The organism is Rhizobium sp. BK538, from assembly GCF_014197575.1.
Lineage (GTDB): Bacteria > Pseudomonadota > Alphaproteobacteria > Rhizobiales > Rhizobiaceae > Rhizobium.
This window is the reverse complement of the sequence record NZ_JACIFT010000019.1, coordinates 1-16,487: the sequence shown is the minus strand read 5'-3', so window position 1 is coordinate 16,487 and position 16,487 is coordinate 1. Positions and strand designations below refer to the sequence as shown.

Sequence of the window (16,487 nt, the reverse complement as noted above, 5' to 3'; positions counted from 1 at the left end):
CGCCGTAAGCTGCTTCGTTCGTTCTATCCGAAAACAAGCAATGGGAAGAGATTTTTGCACATATTATTCATTTTAGTTTAGCTTTGCGCGCAAAATTAACGCACATCCGCGATATTCTGCTCAAATTGCTTTTACGGAATTGTGAATGCCAGAACCAACTTCTCAGGCACTATGTGTCGATGATCTACACAAGAGCTTCGGCTCGCACGAAGTCCTCAAGGGCCTTTCGGCAAGGGCCCGTCAGGGTGACGTGATTTCGATCATCGGATCGTCCGGGTCTGGAAAGAGCACCTTTCTGCGCTGCATCAATCTGTTAGACGTTCCCGACCGCGGTCGTATCATCGTGAATGGTGAGGAAGTCGCCTGGAAGCGGACGCATCGGGGGCAATTGCAGCCAAAGAGCTGGCGGCAGATCGAGCGGATGCGCGCCGGCCTCGGCATGGTCTTCCAGAGTTTCAATCTGTGGGCACACAAGACAGTGCTCGAAAACATTATCGAGGCCCCGGTTCACGTCCTGCGCATTCCGCGCCGCGAGGCAATCGAGAAGGCAGAAGCGCTCCTGGCCAAGGTAGGCCTTTACGACAAGCGCGATGCCTACCCAGCTTTTCTCTCCGGCGGCCAGCAGCAAAGAGCGGCGATCGCCCGCGCACTTTGCATCGAGCCGTCAGTGATGCTCTTCGACGAGCCGACGTCGGCACTCGACCCGGAGCTGGTCGGCGAGGTGCTCAAGGTCATACGCGACCTCGCCGAGGAGGGGCGAACCATGCTCATCGTTACCCACGAGATGCGTTTTGCGCGCGATGTCTCGAGCCACATCCTCTTCCTGCACCAGGGGCGGATCGAGGAAGAGGGGCGCCCCGAACAGATCTTCGACGCTCCCCTTAGCGCGCGCTGCCGCGAATTCACCGGCATGCTCACGCGCTGATCCTTGGCGCTTTCACATACGACAACATCAGGAGAATCTGAAAAATGAAACTACTCCCCATGCTTCTTGCCGGCGCTACGCTGGCTTTTTCGGCCATCACCGCTCAGGCTGAGGTTCGTTTCGGCATTATGAACGAATCTTATCCGCCGTTCTTCGCCAAGGATGCCTCCGGTCAATGGCAGGGCTGGGAAATCGATCTGATGAACGCCGTCTGCGGAGAGATGAAAGAGCAATGCTCAATCGTGGAGCTGTCCTGGGATGGCCTCATTCCTGCCCTGCAGAGCAAGAAGTTCGACGTCATTTGGTCGTCCATGTCGAATACCCCTGAGCGTTCGAAGGTCATCGATTTCACCGACAAATATTACAACACCCCCAGCACGCTGATCGGGCCGAAGGGTGAGAAGGTCGGCGCAAGTGCAGAGGATGTGAAGGGCAAGACCATCGGCATCCAGGTCTCCACCATCCAGTCGGACTACTTCAAGAAGTATTTTGCCGGGGTCGCGGACGAGAAGACCTATCAGACGCTCGATGAGGCGTTCCAGGACCTCGCTGCCGGACGCATCGACTACGTATTCGGGGATTCGCTTGCTCTGGATGCCTTTCTGAAAAGCGATAGCGGCAAGGATTGCTGCGCCAAGGCCGGTGATGTTGCAGATGACAAGGAGATTCTCGGGGCAGGAGTGTCCGGCGGCCTGCGCCAGGAAGATACCGAACTGAAGGCAAAGCTCAACGCCGCGATCGCTGCGGTACGCGCCAGCGGCAAGTATGACGAAATCACCAAGACGTACTTCGACTTCGACATTTACGGCGCAAAGTAAACGGTCCGGACGATGGCGGCCACCCAAGGAATCCTCGAGCTTCTTTCACCCTATCCACCTGGATGGGGTGGGACGTTGCTCGTGGGTGCCGTCTCCACGATTGCGATTTCTGCCGGCGCCTTCCTGATCGGCCTTCTGCTCGGGACGGGAGGCGCTCTTGGCAAGCTTTCCGGCAACCGGCCGCTTCGTCTGGTACTCGATCTCTATACGACGGCTATTCGAGCCATTCCGGAACTGATCTTGATCGTCGGGCTCTATTATGCCGGCATGGACGGCCTCAATCGGCTGCTGGCAACGTTTCGTCTGCCGGAGATCGAGGTGAATGGCTTCGTCGTCGCCGTCGCTGTGCTCGGCTTCGTACAGGGTGCCTACATGACGGAAGTGCTGAGGGGAGCGATCCTCGCCATTCCCGCTGGCGAAATCGAGGCGGCGAAGGCCTTCGGCATGGGGCCACAATTGCGTTTTCGTCGTGTCATCCTGCCGGCACTATTGCCGAACGCGTTGCCGGGCCTTGCCAATCTCTGGATGTCGATCACCAAGGACAGCGCGCTGGTTGCCGTCGTCGGTTACCAGGAACTCGCGCTCGCCACTCGCCTGGCCGGCGCGAGTACCAAGCATTACTTCATCTTCTTCCTGGCCGCAGCGCTTCTTTACCTCGCCATCACGCTCGTCTCCAACGTCGTCTTCAGTCTGATCGAGCGTCATGTGCGGCGCGGCCAACCGAAGCCCGTCTGAGGAGTGGGCAGCATGACCTTCACATGGATGGCCTCTTACTGGCCGCTTCTACTGGCAGGCGCCGCACAGACCGTTCTGCTCCTGGTGATCTCGGTCGTCTTCGGCTTCGCAATTGCGATCGGTCTTGCCTTTGCGCAGGTAAGCGGCGGCCCCCTCGTCAGGTATTTCGCTAGGGGCTATTGCACCTTCTTCCGCGGCACGCCTCTGCTCATCCAGCTTTGGCTTCTCTACTATGGTGTTGGTTCGCTACTGCCGATGATTCCCGGTATCCGCCAGAGCCTGTTCTGGCCCATGCTGCGCGAGGGTTTCTTCTTTGCGGCCGTGAGTTTCACCCTGAACTACGCCGCCTACGAAGCGGAAGTGTTGCGCGGCGCGCTGCTTGCCGTACCGAAAGGTGAGTTGGAAGCAGGCCGCGCATTCGGCATGTCGCGCTTCACGCTAATCCGGCGCATCTGGCTGCCGCGGGCCATCCGCATAGCATTACCAACGATTGGTGGTGAAATCGTCATGCAGCTGAAAGCGACCCCACTCGCCTTCACTGTCACCGTGATGGATCTCTATGCGGTCGCAAGCAAGGTGCGCCAGGACACATTGCTCGTCTACGAGCCGCTGATCGTGGTGACGGTGTTCTATCTCATTCTCACCGCCACTATTGCCCGCGTCTTCCGCCAGCTTGAGGCGGAGGTGCCGGTGCGACGGTAACAAGAGGAACGATCATGTCTTCTCGACTTCCAGCGGCTCCAACGATGATTGCGGCTCTCTGGCTCCTGATAACCCCCTGATCCAAGTTCGGAATCCTTCCATGAATGAAGTCTGCATCCTCGACGGCGGCATGAGCCGCGAACTCTTACGGCTTGGCGCCGAGCTGAAGCAGCCGGAATGGTCGGCTCTCGCGCTTATCAATTCGCCAGACATTGTTCGCAAGGTCCACGACGAATTCGTTGCCGCGGGCTCCGACGTCATTACGACCAACAGCTATGCTGTCGTGCCGTTTCACATCGGCGAGGACCGATTTTGGGAGGAAGGCGCCGCATTGATCGCGCGCTCAGGCAAGCTTGCCCGCGACGCCGCGGATGCCTGCAGGGACCGCAAGGTCCTGGTTGCCGGTTCGCTACCGCCCGTTTTCGGTTCCTACGAGCCGCAGAATTTTGATCCTCTGCGGGTACAGAAGTATCTTGCGGTACTCGTGCAAAATCTCGCTCCTTATGTCGATGTCTGGCTAGGCGAAACGCTGAGCCTCATCGCCGAAGGGGATGCCGTTCGCGAGGCGGTTGCGCAAACCGGAAAACCATTCTGGATCTCATTCACCCTGGCCGACGATGCAGTGCAGACAAGCGGCGCACCACCAAAGCTCCGCTCGGGCGAGTTGGTAGAGCAGGCTGCGTCATGGGCGGCGCAATCGGGTACGGAGGCGCTCCTGTTCAACTGCAGCAAGCCGGAAGTCATGCGTGCGGCCGTCGGCGCGGCGGCCCAGATTTTCAAGGATCGTGCCTCGCCCCTCAAAATCGGCGTATATGCGAATGCCTTTGAGGGCGAGCAAGGAGATGCTGCTGCCAACCAAGGCCTTCACGAGACTCGGAGCGACCTAGATGATGACATCTATTCGCGCTTTGCCTGTTCGTGGGCGGAGGCCGGTGCAACGATGGTCGGCGGTTGCTGCGGGATCGGTGCTGGACACATTCACCGCCTCCGTAGAGTGCTTAAGGGTTAACGGCCACAGCTGAACGGTGGTGATCTCGCGGATGGTGTTATCGTGAACGAAGGAGCATGGCCTGGCCGTGGGGCTTTCGTGTCTTTTGACAGGAAAGTTGTTGAATCTCGACAGGCTGGCAAGGCCAACCGGCGCGTTTTCATGACGCCAATGATGAGTGGCATGACAATGCCCATTCCGGTGGGGCCGTGAGGCTCCCCATCCGTTGTCGTACCAGCCGGATACGCGCAGCAGTCTTCCCGTGAAGAGTTTGAGAAGGGCTTCCAAGCCTCGCCTATTTGGTCGTGATGGCGACGATCTTTTCATAGACGCTGCGGGGGATGGATAGTTCCCCTGACGTCTGAGCGGACTCTATTCCACTAACGCCTGGAACGAACACGCCTTTGTCCTGCAGGCGACGTACTTGGCGGAGTGCTCGATCAATCCGCCCGTCAGCTCCTTGCCCAGGCACGATTGCGACCACACTCAGCCCGACGGCGGGCGATGCCGTACCCGACCTGAAATCCGGCGCATCGAGAGACCAGGGGCCACCGGAAAGGCCAGCCGACAGCATTTCCACAAGGAGCGCGATATTTGCGCCTTTGCGGCCGCCGAAGGGCAACAAGGCTCCCGTCAGCGCCGTTTTTGCATCTTGGGTTGCGTTACCGTCTGCGTCCACCGCCCAACCTTCAGGGATCGCCGTTCCTTCTTCCGCTGCCCTCACGATGTTTACGTAAGCGGTTGCGCTCGACGCCTGATCAATGATCATTGGGGGCGTGCACTCGCCGAGCGGAAATCCGAACGCCATCGGATTTGTGCTGTAGACGACAGGTCCTCCGGCTTTAGCCACCATCATGGCATTTGCATTCGTCGCTGCCAGTCCAACCACACCTTCATTGCAAAGTCTGCGGACGTAATATCCGAGCTCTCCGGTCGTATAGCTGTTGGTCTGCGTGAAGACAGCAACACCAAAATTGCGAACGGCTGCGAGCAGATCAGCAAAGGCAAGATCGAAACCCAGCTGGGCGATGCCGCGATCTGCGTCGGAAACGAGAAATGCAGGAAAGGCACGCTCCAACCGCGGGTTTGGATCGCGATTTATCCGTCCCTTGCGGAAGCCATCGAGATAGTCCACGAGGTGCGGAAATCCTAGGGTAGGTGGCCCGTAGATTGCCGCCGACAACGTAGCATCCACGAGAGAACGTGCGCTCGATACGGCCGTACCGCAAGCCAGGCACGCTTTCATTGCAAGTTCCTCGGCGTCCTTTCTACTGAGTACGACCGCGTCGGACATGTCAGATCTCCAACCCTGCTTTTCTGCCTTCGTAGAACGCGTAAGGAGCCTGGCGCGGTGCCGCGCAATCTCCGATCTGTCGCGTGGCAACGCCCAATTCAAGAAGGCTTGGCATCAGCAAGTCCATCGGATGATTGGTCGTTGCGGTGACCAACCCCTCCGCCTCGATGAAGCGGCGCTCACCGGTGTTGTGATCCAAAATCGTTGCACCGTTGCCGTGCCATTCGACGACACTGACCTCCGTGATCCATTGAACACCCAGCCTTTTCAAAGCCTGTCGCATCGGCACATCGGCGGCCGTTCTTTGAAGTTCCTTTCCGACGAACGGGTCGGGCGTAAGAATTGTGACATGATGGCCATCTTCCGCCAGCTTCCAAGCCGTCCCGCATCCACGCCAGCCACCTCCCTCATCCAGGAGAAGGACACGCTTGCCTGGTCTTGCCTGCCTTGCCATTACCGCTTCGACGGTGAAAACGCTGCGCTTGTCGATGCCGGGCATCGCCTCAACGGTTGGCAAAGCTTTCTGAAAGCCGGTCTCAGGGGAATAGGAACCAGTGGCCACCACAACGACATCCACCTCCGATAGGTCGATCTCGTCGGATTCCACGTAGGTGTTCAGCCTGACGTCAACGCCGAGCTTGTCCAGTTGGCGTTCGTACCAGCCGAGCAGATCAAGGATCTGGGCGCGCCTGGGCTGCAGACCAGCGAGCAGAAAATTGCCGCCGAGGCGCATGCCGGCTTCCGAGAGGACGACGCTGTGACCGCGTTGCGCCGCTACCCTTGCCGCCTCGAGCCCTGCTGGGCCGCCACCGATGACAAATACTCGCTTTGGATCAGAGGTCTTGGTGAATCGATCGCCGTTCCATTCGAACTCACGCCCCGCCGAAGGATTGATCAGACAGCTTATCCAGTAGTCCCTAGAGCGTCGCCCCCAGCACATCTGGTTGCAGGAGATGCACCCACGAATGTCTTCAGGACGTCCTTCGCTGGCCTTTTGCGCCAGATGAGGGTCGGCGATCTGTCCGCGAACGATGGACACAAGGTCGCACGCGCCTTCGCCGAGGACCGTCTCGGCATTCTCAGGTGTTCGGATGTGACTTTCGGCGATGACGACGGCGTTCTTCACGACCTTCTTCAGACATGCGGCAAGATCGGCGCCGAGTTTTTCTGGATAGATAAACGTCGGCATCAGCTTGTGGAAGTCGAGATAGCCTCCCGACCCGCACGTTACGTAGTCGACGAGACCGAGCGCATCGTGAAGCTTCACGATCTCGGCAAGTTCTTCCCGCTGGAGAGCTGCCTTCACGTCCGGCTCGTCACTAACCGCAAGACCTATAATGAAATTCGGTCCACAGGCTTCTCGTATCCGGGAAAGAATCTCGCGAGACATACGTGTACGGTTTTCGAGCGACCCTCCCCATTGATCTTCACGTCGATTGCTCCATGGCGTCCAGAATTGGTCGACCATGCCCAGATACGCTGCCCAGACTTCCACGCCGTCGAAGCCGGCCTCGCAACATCGCCGCGCCGCTTGAACAAACCCGTCGATCGTTTCCCAGATCTCGGCTTCGGTCATCGGATGCGATCCGTCGCTGTCGTGGTAGCTCGGCAGACCGGACGGCGACCAGTGAGGATGGAAGGAATTGTCGGAGTCGCCGTGCGCTCCAACGTGATAGAGCTGCTGGATCGCGACGGCCCCGTTCTCCTTGATGGCCCGAACAACCTTGGCAAAGTGGGGGACGACGGTATCGTCGCAGTGACGGAAGTTTCTCTGTGTCAGGACCGCAGCAGCATGGACCGGCATCGGTTCGACGACGATCATCGCGGCGCCGCCGATCGCGCGCTCGGCGTAATAGGCGACATGGCGCTCGGTTGGCAGTCCATCGACGGCCATGTTTGCTGTATGAGCGCCAAATACGATGCGGTTGCGAAGGGTGTGCCCACGGATCAGGAGCGGAGTGAACAGGCGGGGAAACTTTTCGGGCATGATCGCTTCCGGATTGCAGGTCTTTGCTAGATTCTGGCTACGATGGTCTTTCGGATGTCATCGACTTGAGAGCAGGGGGCAATTGCCGCGCCGGAGAAAAGGAGTGCTTGCCCGAGCGCGTCGTCGACGCCCTATCGTCGGGACAGAACATGCTTCCGAGGATCTCGACGGGCAAACCTGTATCCTGGGAGGCAGTCGTGCATGGAACTCGCGAGAAATCCCATGCACAGGGGGATCCGTTCCAACAGGCACCGTGGTCGAACCTTTGTGCGAAAAGCCTCACCGCACGAGGGCAACAGCATCGTTGCTCATTTGAGCGACGTCCGAGTTGACCATCGCGGCCGCAAGCTGGCGGAAAGTGACGACACCGACAGGACGAGATCCTTGCCCGACGACTGTTACATCGCCATCGGGCGCCAACGCGAGCAGACGAACGGCCTCCTCGACAGTCGTCGAAGCGTCGACGGTGAAATGGCTAACGGCGGCTCCAGGCCGCAAAGGGCTCATGACGGCGCTTACCTGAACCACGCGACCGCGGTTGACCTCCTTTACGAAGTTGGCGACATACTCATCTGCCGGCCGCAACACGATGTCCTGGCTGCTGCCTTGCTGAATGATTTCGCCATCGCGCAGGATAGCGATCTGATCTCCCAATCTCAGCGCCTCATCGAGATCGTGTGTGATGAAGACGATCGTCTTCTTGATCTCCTGCTGGATGTCGAGCAGCACTGTCTGCATATCCGTTCGGATCAGCGGGTCGAGCGCAGAATAGGCTTCATCCATCAGAAGGACCGGGGCGTCGTTCGAGAGTGCGCGCGCCAGGCCGACGCGCTGCTGCATGCCGCCTGAAAGCTGGTTCGGGTATTTCTCCTCAAAGCCCTTCAAGCCGACGCGCTCAAGCCATCGCATTGCGACGTCGACGGCCTTCGAACGCTCCACACCCTGGACTTCAAGGCCGAAGAGCGTGTTATCGAGCACGTTGCGATGCGGCAGGAGCGCGAACTTCTGAAACACCATCGCCGTCTGGTGCCTGCGGAACGTGCGAAGCTCAGTCTCGTCCATCTTGACGACGTCTTTGCCGTTGACCAGCACTTCGCCGGCCGTCGGGTCGATCAATCGGTTGATGTGACGAATGAGCGTCGACTTTCCCGAACCGGACAGGCCCATGATGACCTGGATGTAGCCCGACGGCATTTCGATGTTGATATCGCGCAGTCCAAGGACGTGGCCGTGCTTTCGGTTCAATTCAGACTTGGTCAGCCCGTTCTGGACCGCCTCGATATAGGAACTGGCATTCGGACCGAAGATCTTGAAGAGGTGGCGGATCCTGATGCCGCCGAAATCATGATCAGCCATGGACGATCTCCCGATGCTTCTGGAGCCGCTTGCCGTATGCCTGGCTGACTCGATCGAAGATGATGGCGATGCCGACGATGGCAAGGCCGTTGAAAATGCCCAGCGTGAAGTACTGATTGGCAATCGCTTTCAGAACAGGCTGTCCAAGCCCCTGGACGCCGATCATCGATGCCACCACGACCATCGCCAGTGCCATCATGATCGTCTGGTTGATCCCAGCCATGATGGTTGGCAGTGCAAGCGGCATCTGTACCTTGAAAAGCTTCTGGGAATTCGAAACTCCGAAGGCATCGGCTGCCTCAAGCACGTCCTTGTCGACCAGTCGAATGCCGAGGTCGGTCAGTCGGATCATCGGCGGAATTGCATAGATCACGACGGCGATGAGGCCGGGAACACGGCCAATCCCGAGCAGCATGACGACAGGGATCAGGTAGACGAAGCTCGGCATTGTCTGCATGACGTCGAGGATCGGATGGACGACGCGCTGGAACCGGTCGGAACGCGCCATCAGAATGCCGATGGGCAAGCCGAGCGCGATAGACAAGACCGTGCAGACGAAGATCATCGAGACAGTCCGCATGGTGTCGTCCCACATGCCGAAGTAACCGATGAGCAACAATGTCACGAGACAGCTCAACACAATCTTCAGGTTGCGGCTGGCTAGCCACGCAACAACGAGGACCATAAGGGTTATGATCGGCCACGGCGTCTGAGTCATGAACCGGTCGACAGCGATCAGGAAGTGTTGCAACGGAGAAAAGAAGCTCTCGATCGCATCACCATAGGCGCGCGTGAAACTTCGAAATCCGTCGTCGATCATCTTCTTGAGATCGCGAAGACTGTCGTCGTTCATATGCGGAAATTTGTAAAACCATTCCATTCGGTTCCCCTTTCTCTGAAAGAGCCGTGACAAGTCTTTTGATTATTTCCGGCTTTTGAGGTGGCGGCGCGTCAGCACGCGCCGCCCACTCAACTATCAAAGCGAGGCTTCGACTTTCTTTGCTGCGTCTTCCGACACCCACTTGGTCCAGATGTCCTTGTTTTCCTTGAGGAAGTGCTTTGCAGCATCTTCGCCGCTTGCCTGGTTGTCGGTCATCCACGCCATGACCTTGTTGACCGTGTCGTTGCTCCAGGAGCGCTTCTGCAGGTAGGACATGACATCCGGGCCAGCCTTTTCGGCGAATGGCTTCGCCACCAGTGTGACAATCGTGTCGACAGGCCATGCGTTCGGCTTGGGATCTGCGCAATCCGCCACCGTGTTGCAGCGTTTCCATTCAGCGGCATCAGCAGGGACGCCGGCTTCCAGCTTCACCATTTCATACTTGCCGAGCAAAGCGGTCGGGGCCCAATAGTAGCCGACCCAGCCCTGCTTGCGCTCGTATGCTTTCGCAATCGAGCCATCGAGACCGGCCGCGGAGCCCGTGTCCACAAGCTTGAAGCCCGCCTTCTCTGCATCGAAAGCCTTATAGAGCTGAGAGGTGACGACCGTTCCGCCCCAACCTTGCGGTCCGTTGAAAATTGCCCCCTTGGAGGAATCCTCCGGGTCAGGGAACAGTTCCGGGTGCTTGAGCATGTCCGGAATCGTCTTCACATCAGGGTGGGCGTCCGCGAGATATTTGGGGATCCACCAACCTTGGATACCGCCATCGGGAAGGGGCGAACCAACTTTGATGATGCGTCCTTCATCAGTGCCTTTCTTCACGACGTCCGGAAGAAGATCAATCCAAGCCTCCGGCGCGATGTCGGGTTCGCCCTTCTCGGCCATTGAGGTGATCGTCGGGACGGTGTCGCCGACGGTAATTTCCGCCTGGCAGCCGTATCCCTCGTTCAAGATAATCTTATCGAGATTCGAAAGAACCTCGGCGCTCTGCCAGTTCATACTGGCGATCGTCAGGGAGCCACAATCGGCGGCGTTCGCATATGAGGCCACTCCCAGCAGCCCGAACATCATGCATGTGGATGCCAATAGTTTTTTCATTCCCGTTCCCTCTTTTATGGCGGCGCATGTTTTGAGAGTAGGATGCCGCGTAGTCCCACCCCACGGTCATCATGAGGTATCTCCCATGCTCTCCGATCTCTTGAACGCGACGGTCAGTCCCCTGGAGACGGCCTCGTTGAGGCCTGCTGCACGCATTTCCTCGATCGCCGCCGCGGTCACCCCGCGGTAGTCGACAAAGGCGCGCACGATGTCGTTGGGACATTCCTGGCGTTTTTCCAGAAGGCGACCCGTCCCCTCAAGAAGCGTGACCACCGCGCGACGTGCCACGTCGACGGAAAGTCCATGGCCGACCGCGTGCTCCATCATTGCCGAGGCCAGCAACGACGGAAAGGCAGGCCCAGTGCCCGAGAAGCCGGTTAGATAGTCGATGTCGCGTTCGCTCTTAACCTCGTCCTGGATTCCGCAGGCACTAAAGATGGCTTTGACGATATCTCGGTCGTGTTCCTGCACAGCTTTCGATGCGATCCATGGAGTATAGGACATCGAAACTTCGGCCGCAGCATTGGGAAGCGTTCGCACCACCCGTTCGGTCTTATGCCTTTCGCGCAGCGCGGAAATACGAATGCCCGCCATCACCGAGATGAGCAGCTTCTGCTTGGCGTCGATCGAGACCGCGTCCCAGTCCTGCGGTCGAACTGAGATGATCACGACATCGGACCTGTCCACCAGCTCCTGGTTATCCTTCGTCCAAAAGGCGCTGGGGAAGCGTTCCGGTTTCGCGCTGCGATAAGAAAGCGAAAGGTGCTGTGACCTGACGATGCCGGCATTGAGCATGGAGTTGGCAATTGCGCCTCCGAGCCATCCGGCTCCGCCAATCACTCCGATCCTCAACGAGACGTTCATCGTCCTTTCCTCCTAGCCGGGCCTGTATCCGTGTCTTGCGTAAAAGCGATCGAGCTCTCGCTGCTGCGGTATCTCGCCAGTGTAGATCGCGATGTATTGCGGGATTCTCTTCATCCTTACCGCCACGTCTTCCTTGGCCTGCATGGAGATGTAGCCGATCTGCACGAGGTAAGTCGTTCGTGCGCGAACGTCGGCCGTGTTCTCGGCGTGACCGAACCGCATGAACATGCGCGTGAGCGCCTCCATTCTGGTCCGATCTGCCTCGCGGACCTCTGCGAGGATCTCGTCTGACTGGAGCGCCCAACTTCTGACGGCAAATTCGAACTTGCTGTCAAAAAGCCTGAAATCGAGCCAGCAGTCGAACACGTTTAGCATCGCCTCGGCCAGAGTCTCGGCATAGGCTTCCGATTGCTTGACGATGCTGCCGGTGTTCTTTTCGCGCCAACGCGACACCAGTCCCGCCAGCAGTTCTTCTCGATCCTTGAAGAACCAGTAAAAGCTTGTGCGCGAGAGATTGAGCTTCTTCGCCAGAGGCAAGATCTTCACGGAATCGACCCCAGACTCCAGCAGGGAGTCGTAGGCCGCCTCCAGCCATCCCTCCTGCGATCCACGCCAGCCACTGTCGCTTAAACTCTGGTCCATAACCAACTCCTAGCAAATCGTTAAGGTCGACGCAATCAAAATGTACATCACTGTCCATTTAATTCGACTACAGTGTTTTCATGATTGACACATATGTACATTGTGCTTAGCGTCCGAACCAATTCCTAATTCGGAGCACGACCGATGTCGAATGATCCCCTCCTGCAGCCGTATCAACTCAAGCATCTGACGCTACGCAACCGCATCATCGTGACATCCCATGAGCCGGCCTATCCTGAGGACGGCATGCCCAAGGAACGCTACCGGGCCTACACGGTCGAACGGGCCAAGGGCGGTGTTGCCATGACGATGACTGCGGGGTCGGCGGCCGTGTCCAAGGACAGTCCGCCCGTCTTCAACAATCTGCTCGCCTACAAGGACGAGATCGTCCCGTGGATCCGGGAGATGACCGATGCAGTGCACGAGCAGGGCGCGGCAATCATGATCCAACTCACCCATCTCGGTCGGCGTACGCGCTGGGACAAAGGCGACTGGCTTCCGGTCGTCGCCCCGTCGCATCATCGTGAAGCGGCCCACCGCGCGTTTCCGAAGAAGCTGGAAGATTGGGATATCGAGCGCATCATCAAGGACTTTGCCGACGCCGCCGAGCGCATGAAGGCCGGCGGCATGGACGGCGTGGAACTGGAAGCCTATGGACACCTGATCGACCAGTTTGCCTCTCCGCTGACCAACGAGCTCGAAGGTCCGTACGGCGGACCGCTCGAAAACCGCATGCGCTTCTGTCTGGACGTGTTCAAGGCGATGCGCCAGAGGGTCGGCGACGATTTCATCCTCGGCATCCGTTACACCGCCGACGAGTGCCTTCCAGGTGGTACAGGCAAGGCCGAAGGGATCGAAATTTCGAAGCGATTGCGTGACAGCGGTCTAGTCGACTACCTGAACGTCATTCGTGGTCACATCGACACGGATCCGGGCCTGACCGACGTCATTCCGATCCAAGGCATGGCCAACTCGCCCCACCTCGATTTTGCCGGCGAGATCCGCGCTGCAACGAATTTCCCGACGTTCCATGCCGCGAAGATTCCGGATGTTGCTACTGCCCGTCACGCTATCGCCGCGGGCAAGGTCGATATGGTTGGCATGACGCGTGCGCATATGACGGATCCTCACATCGTCCGGAAGATCATCGAGAAGCGCGAGGACGACATCCGCCCCTGTGTCGGCGCCAACTACTGTCTTGATCGCATCTACCAAGGTGGCATGGCGTTCTGCATTCACAACGCCGCCACCGGCCGCGAGCAGACCATGCCTCATGTCGTTCCCAAGGCCGAGACTCGCAAGAAGGTCGTCGTCGTTGGCGCTGGCCCGGCGGGCCTCGAAGCGGCCCGCGTCGCTGCCGAGCGCGGCCACGAGGTCATCGTCTTCGAAGCCGCGAGCAACCCGGGCGGACAGATCCGCCTGACTGCCCAGAGTGAACGTCGCCGAGAGATGATCAGCATCATCGACTGGCGGATGGCCCAGTGCGAGAAATACGGTGTCGTCTTCCATTTCAATAGGTGGGCAGAAGCAGACACGATCACCGCGGAAAGGCCCGACGTCGTCATCATCGCGACAGGAGGCCTTCCTCACACGGAGGTTCTGACCAAGGGCAACGATCTTGTCGTGTCGTCGTGGGATATCATTTCCGGCGACGTAAAACCGGGATCGAATGTCCTCGTCTTTGACGATGCCGGAGATCATGCAGGCCTGCAGGCAGCCGAGTTCCTTGCCAAGGCAGGCGCAAAGGTCGAGATCATGACGCCCGACCGCTCCTTTGCGCCCGAAGTCATGGCCATGAACCTTGTCCCCTATATGCGGTCTCTCCAGAAGCTGGATGTCACCTTCACAGTCACCTTCCGCCTTGAGTCCGCCGAAAGGAACGGAAACCAGCTCGTTGCCAGCGTCGGAAGCGATTATGGCGGCGTGTCGAAACAGCGGGTGGTGGACCAAATTGTCGTCAACCACGGCACGATCCCGCTCGATGAGCTCTACTTTGACCTCAAGCCTCTTTCGAGCAATCTCGGCGAGACCTCCTACGACCAGCTGTTGGCAGGCGAGCGCCAATCGGTGGTCCGCAACGCTGAAGGAAAATTCCAGCTATTCCGGATCGGCGATGCGGTCGCGGCGCGCAATACCCATGCGGCCATATACGATGGTCTGCGCATCGCGAAGGACCTCTAGACCGCGCAAGAACGCGTTTTGAACGAACGGAGATCTGTCAGTGGCAGAACGTCGTGATCAGCTGCAGCTTGTAATCGACGCCGCATATCTGGCGTTCGACAGCCATGCCCAAGATCCCCAAAGCCGGCGATCGCTCAGCCAGGTCTTTTCGACCCTCCAGATGTCAGGCGAACAACGCCCGGGGAAAGGAAGCCGACTACCAGCGTGCCAGTTCTTGTCGATGATTTCGGTCGATGCCGGTTCGCAGCTGTTGGGGGACCTTTATGCTCGCTTCCAGGCAATTGAGCCACTTCTTGCCTGGCGCCGCCGCCAGGACGCCTCCGGTACTGCAAGCGACAACTTTCAGGATGGGCATGCAAATGCGATGATCATCGGACCGGGAGGCTTGGAGGAGCGCAATGACGTCTGGTTTGGCGCCACCTTAGTGGCGCCGAACGTGCGATACCCCGATCACGACCATGCCCCCGAAGAAGTTTATCTCGTGATGTCCGAGGGAGAGTTCCAGCACGGGGATTCTGCCTGGTTTTCACCCGGTATCGGCGGGTCGTTCTACAACCCGCCGGGAATAAGACATGCCATGCGATCGACGGATAAGCCGCTTTTTGCGTTCTGGGTGCTCCTGCCCGGTCGAAGCGATGACCCGGCTCTGAACTCTAACGAACAGGTGCAGCGATGAAAATTCTCGTCCCCGTAAAGCGGGTGGTTGATTACAACGTGAAGATCCGCGTGAAGGGCGATGGCACAGGCGTCGAGCTTGCGAATGTGAAGATGTCGATGAACCCGTTCGACGAGATCTCGGTGGAGGAGGCGCTCAGGCTGAAGGAAGCCGGCAAGGCCGAGGAGGTGATCGTCGTGTCGATCGGCCCTGCCAAGGCCGAAGAGACGCTGCGCACCGCACTTGCCATGGGTGCGGACCGCGCCATCCTGGTGGAGACCGACGATCCGGTCGAGCCGCTTGCCGTCGCCAAGATCCTCAAGGGCGTCGTCGATGCCGAGCAGCCCGGCCTCATCATCGTCGGCAAGCAGGCGATCGACGACGATTCCAACCAGACCGGCCAGATGCTGGCCGCCCTTCTCGGCACCGCCCAGGCGACCTTCGCTTCGAAGATCGAGATCGAAGTCCCTGGTCCTGGGGGCAAGGCGCAGGTGACCCGCGAGGTCGATGGCGGCCTGCAGACGATCGAGATCAGGCTGCCGGCCGTCGTCACATCGGATCTGCGCCTGAACGAGCCGCGCTATGCCTCGCTGCCGAACATCATGAAGGCCAAGAAGAAGCCGCTCGACAAGAAGAGCCCTGCCGACTTTTCCGTCTCCACCGCCCCGCGCCTCAAGGTCTTGAAGACCGAGGAGCCGTCCGGCCGCAAGGCCGGCGTCAAGGTCAAGTTGGTCGCCGAGCTCATTGAGAAACTTAAAACCGAAGCCGGCGTCCTCTAAGTTCGAGAAAGGGAGATATATCCATGGCCATTCTGCTTCTGGCTGACCACGACGGCAGTCACCTTTCCGACCAGACCGCCAAGACACTGACGGCGGCGCAGAACATCGGCGGCGACGTCACCGTCCTCGTCACCGGCGCCGGCGCCAAGGCTGCGGCCGATCAGGCCGCCAAGCTGTCCGGCGTTTCCAAGGTGCTGGTTGCCGAGGACGCAAGCCTTGCCAACAACCTCGCCGAGCCGCTGGCGGCCCTGATTGTTTCGCTTTCAGGCAGCTACGACACGATCATCGCCGCCGCCACCTCGACCGGCAAGAACGTCATGCCGCGCGTGGCAGCCCTTCTCGATGTCGCCCAGGTCTCGGAGATCATCGAGGTGGTCTCATCTGACACCTTCAAGCGGCCGATCTATGCCGGCAACGCCATCCAGACGGTGCAGGCGACCGACGCAAAGAAGGTGATCACCGTGCGCACCGCCTCGTTTGCTGCCGCCGCGGAAGGCGGTTCTGCCCCGGTCGAAGCGATCGCCGCGGCAGCCAATCCGGATCTGTCGAGCTTCGTCAAGGATGCGCTGTCGGCCTCCGACCG

15 protein-coding genes and 1 pseudogene are annotated in these 16,487 nt (G+C 59.0%); 9 read left to right on the top strand and 7 right to left on the bottom strand.

Annotated features, from left to right (window positions below):
• The first annotated feature begins 145 nt into the window (after window positions 1-145).
• The 5 genes from FHX09_RS21855 (at window position 146) to FHX09_RS21835 (ending at window position 4,189) form a co-directional block, all read left to right on the top strand.
• Window positions 146-925 carry an ATP-binding cassette domain-containing protein gene (locus FHX09_RS21855; RefSeq protein ID WP_184450622.1) on the top strand — a complete coding sequence of 260 codons (780 nt, stop codon included), beginning with the start codon at window positions 146-148 and terminating at the stop codon, window positions 923-925.
• Window positions 926-969: 44 nt separating this feature from the next.
• The gene (locus tag FHX09_RS21850) at window positions 970-1,743 is read left to right on the top strand and encodes a transporter substrate-binding domain-containing protein (RefSeq protein ID WP_132590606.1); all 774 of its coding nucleotides are present in this window, start codon (window positions 970-972) and stop codon (window positions 1,741-1,743) included.
• A 12-nt stretch (window positions 1,744-1,755) separates the two neighbouring features.
• Window positions 1,756-2,478, top strand: a complete 723-nt coding sequence (locus tag FHX09_RS21845; protein ID WP_007800583.1) for an ABC transporter permease subunit — start codon at window positions 1,756-1,758, stop codon at window positions 2,476-2,478.
• A 12-nt stretch (window positions 2,479-2,490) separates the two neighbouring features.
• Complete coding sequence (locus FHX09_RS21840) at window positions 2,491-3,180, top strand: ABC transporter permease (RefSeq protein ID WP_007800581.1); 690 nt, start codon at window positions 2,491-2,493, stop codon at window positions 3,178-3,180.
• A 100-nt stretch (window positions 3,181-3,280) separates the two neighbouring features.
• A complete protein-coding gene (locus FHX09_RS21835) occupies window positions 3,281-4,189 on the top strand; it encodes a homocysteine S-methyltransferase family protein (RefSeq protein ID WP_132590608.1) in 909 nt (302 codons plus the stop codon).
• 274 nt (window positions 4,190-4,463) lie between these two features.
• Here FHX09_RS21835 and FHX09_RS21830 read toward each other — a convergent pair whose 3' ends face one another.
• The 7 genes from FHX09_RS21830 to FHX09_RS21800 form a co-directional block, all read right to left on the bottom strand.
• Window positions 4,464-5,462 carry an Ldh family oxidoreductase gene (locus FHX09_RS21830; RefSeq protein WP_132590610.1) on the bottom strand — a complete coding sequence of 333 codons (999 nt, stop codon included), beginning with the start codon at window positions 5,460-5,462 and terminating at the stop codon, window positions 4,464-4,466.
• A gap of 1 nt (window position 5,463) precedes the next feature.
• Window positions 5,464-7,449 carry an FAD-dependent oxidoreductase gene (locus FHX09_RS21825; RefSeq protein ID WP_184450621.1) on the bottom strand — a complete coding sequence of 662 codons (1,986 nt, stop codon included), beginning with the start codon at window positions 7,447-7,449 and terminating at the stop codon, window positions 5,464-5,466.
• A gap of 279 nt (window positions 7,450-7,728) precedes the next feature.
• Window positions 7,729-8,805, bottom strand: a complete 1,077-nt coding sequence (locus tag FHX09_RS21820; RefSeq protein ID WP_132590614.1) for a glycine betaine/L-proline ABC transporter ATP-binding protein — start codon at window positions 8,803-8,805, stop codon at window positions 7,729-7,731.
• On the bottom strand, window positions 8,798-9,685 hold the full coding sequence (locus FHX09_RS21815; protein WP_184450620.1) for a proline/glycine betaine ABC transporter permease: 888 nt from the start codon (window positions 9,683-9,685) through the stop codon (window positions 8,798-8,800). The genes FHX09_RS21820 and FHX09_RS21815 overlap by 8 nt, the downstream gene beginning before the upstream one ends.
• A gap of 96 nt (window positions 9,686-9,781) precedes the next feature.
• Window positions 9,782-10,783 (bottom strand): ABC transporter substrate-binding protein, encoded by a 1,002-nt coding sequence (locus tag FHX09_RS21810; protein ID WP_132590618.1) that lies wholly within the window; start codon window positions 10,781-10,783, stop codon window positions 9,782-9,784.
• Between the two features lie 69 nt (window positions 10,784-10,852).
• Entirely contained in the window at window positions 10,853-11,647 is a 795-nt protein-coding gene (locus tag FHX09_RS21805) for a pyrroline-5-carboxylate reductase dimerization domain-containing protein (RefSeq protein WP_184450619.1), read from the bottom strand.
• 12 nt (window positions 11,648-11,659) lie between these two features.
• The gene (locus tag FHX09_RS21800; RefSeq protein ID WP_132590622.1) at window positions 11,660-12,289 is read right to left on the bottom strand and encodes a TetR/AcrR family transcriptional regulator; all 630 of its coding nucleotides are present in this window, start codon (window positions 12,287-12,289) and stop codon (window positions 11,660-11,662) included.
• Between the two features lie 144 nt (window positions 12,290-12,433).
• On the opposite strand from FHX09_RS21800, the gene FHX09_RS21795 reads away from it, so the two are divergent.
• The 4 genes and pseudogenes from FHX09_RS21795 to FHX09_RS21780 all read left to right on the top strand — a co-directional run.
• Window positions 12,434-14,470 carry an NADH:flavin oxidoreductase gene (locus FHX09_RS21795; protein ID WP_007800560.1) on the top strand — a complete coding sequence of 679 codons (2,037 nt, stop codon included), beginning with the start codon at window positions 12,434-12,436 and terminating at the stop codon, window positions 14,468-14,470.
• A gap of 40 nt (window positions 14,471-14,510) precedes the next feature.
• Window positions 14,511-15,146 (top strand): dimethylsulfoniopropionate lyase, encoded by a 636-nt coding sequence (locus tag FHX09_RS21790; RefSeq protein ID WP_184450618.1) that lies wholly within the window; start codon window positions 14,511-14,513, stop codon window positions 15,144-15,146.
• Window positions 15,143-15,904 (top strand): electron transfer flavoprotein subunit beta/FixA family protein, encoded by a 762-nt coding sequence (locus FHX09_RS21785; RefSeq protein WP_184450617.1) that lies wholly within the window; start codon window positions 15,143-15,145, stop codon window positions 15,902-15,904. The genes FHX09_RS21790 and FHX09_RS21785 overlap by 4 nt, the downstream gene beginning before the upstream one ends.
• Before the next feature lie 23 nt (window positions 15,905-15,927).
• Window positions 15,928-16,487 (top strand): annotated as a pseudogene (locus FHX09_RS21780) (electron transfer flavoprotein subunit alpha/FixB family protein); the annotation flags it as partial.